2 protein-coding genes are annotated in these 1,287 nt (G+C 47.2%); one reads left to right on the plus strand and one right to left on the minus strand.

The features are described from left to right. Positions 1–1,058 (plus strand): M24 family metallopeptidase (locus tag F6K20_RS38875; RefSeq protein WP_287298499.1); only part of this gene is annotated, 1,058 nt, incomplete at its 5' end. On the opposite strand, the gene F6K20_RS38880 is transcribed toward F6K20_RS38875, so the two are convergent. Continuing rightward, on the minus strand, positions 1,047–1,287 hold a 241-nt coding region (locus F6K20_RS38880; RefSeq protein ID WP_287298501.1), incomplete at its 5' end, for a hypothetical protein. The two genes, F6K20_RS38875 and F6K20_RS38880, sit on opposite strands and share 12 nt — an antisense overlap.

Below are 1,287 nucleotides of genomic sequence, written 5' to 3' on the forward strand. Positions count from 1 at the left end.
CAGAAGAGGATCTGAAATCTGTGTTTGAAGAATATGGCGAAATCAAGCGAATTCACATGCCCACCGATCGCGAAACAGGTCGCTTAAGGGGCTTTGCTTTTGTGGAAATGAACACAGAGGGCCACTTGGGACGGGATAAACCTTTCAATGATACCATCCTGAAACACTGGCAAAGGTTGATGGGACTTTATCCCAAAAACGGAACCGGACCGATGGCTCTCGAATCGACTAACTTAATTCTCTATGGGATGCGCCGGGTTAAGAGTACTACGGAATTGAAGTTGATGCGTCAAGCTGTGGAAATCTCTGTGGACGCCCATAACCATGCTAGAGCATTTACTCAACCTGGACGTTATGAATATGAAGTGCAGGCAGAGCTAGAACATGATTTTCGGCGACGAGGTGCCATCGGACCGGCTTACCCGAGCATAGTAGCATCTGGGGCCAATAGCTGCATACTACACTATACCGAGAACAATCGACAGATGCAAGACGGGGATTTACTACTGATTGATGCTGGTTGTTCTTATGGGTATTATAACGCTGATATTACTCGGACATTTCCAGTGGGTGGTAAGTTTACCCCAGAGCAGAAAATTCTGTATGAGCTGGTCTTGAAGGCACAGTTGAATGCGATCGCACAAGTTAAACCAGGGAATCCCTTTAATCAGTTTCATGACACCGCTGTGAAAATCCTAGTGGAAGGGTTAATCGATTTGGGACTCCTGGCCGGTGATAGTGAGGAAATTATTAAAGAGGAGAAATATAAACATATATATATGCACCGCACTGGTCACTGGCTGGGATTGGATGTCCATGACAGTGGAGGCTACAAACAGGGGGAGAACTGGCATATTTTTCAGCCCGGTAATGTAGTAACAGTAGAACCAGGACTTTATATTGGTCCTGATACTGAGCCTTTGGAAGGTCAGCCAGCTATTGATCAGCGCTGGCGCGGGATTGGGATTCGGATTGAGGATGATGTGTTAGTGACTGAGTCAGGGAATGAAGTCTTGACTGCTGGTGTGCCCAAATCCGTAGAGGAGCTAGAGACTTAAGCGATTACAAGCTTTTTCATTCCCTGTTCCCGATTCCCGATTCCCGATTCCCGATTCCCTGTTCCCGATTCCCGATTCCCGATTCCCGATTCCCTGTTCCCGATTCCCGATTCCCGATTCCCGATTCCCGATTCCCGATTCCCGATTCCCGATTCCCGATTCCCGATTCCCTGGGTGCAGCGCTATAGCTACCATTTTAAAAAACAATGGACAATGTGAAGGATTCTTT

The sequence above is a fragment of the Moorena sp. SIO2C4 genome (assembly GCF_010672485.1).
In the GTDB taxonomy this organism is placed as follows: domain Bacteria; phylum Cyanobacteriota; class Cyanobacteriia; order Cyanobacteriales; family Coleofasciculaceae; genus Moorena; species Moorena producens.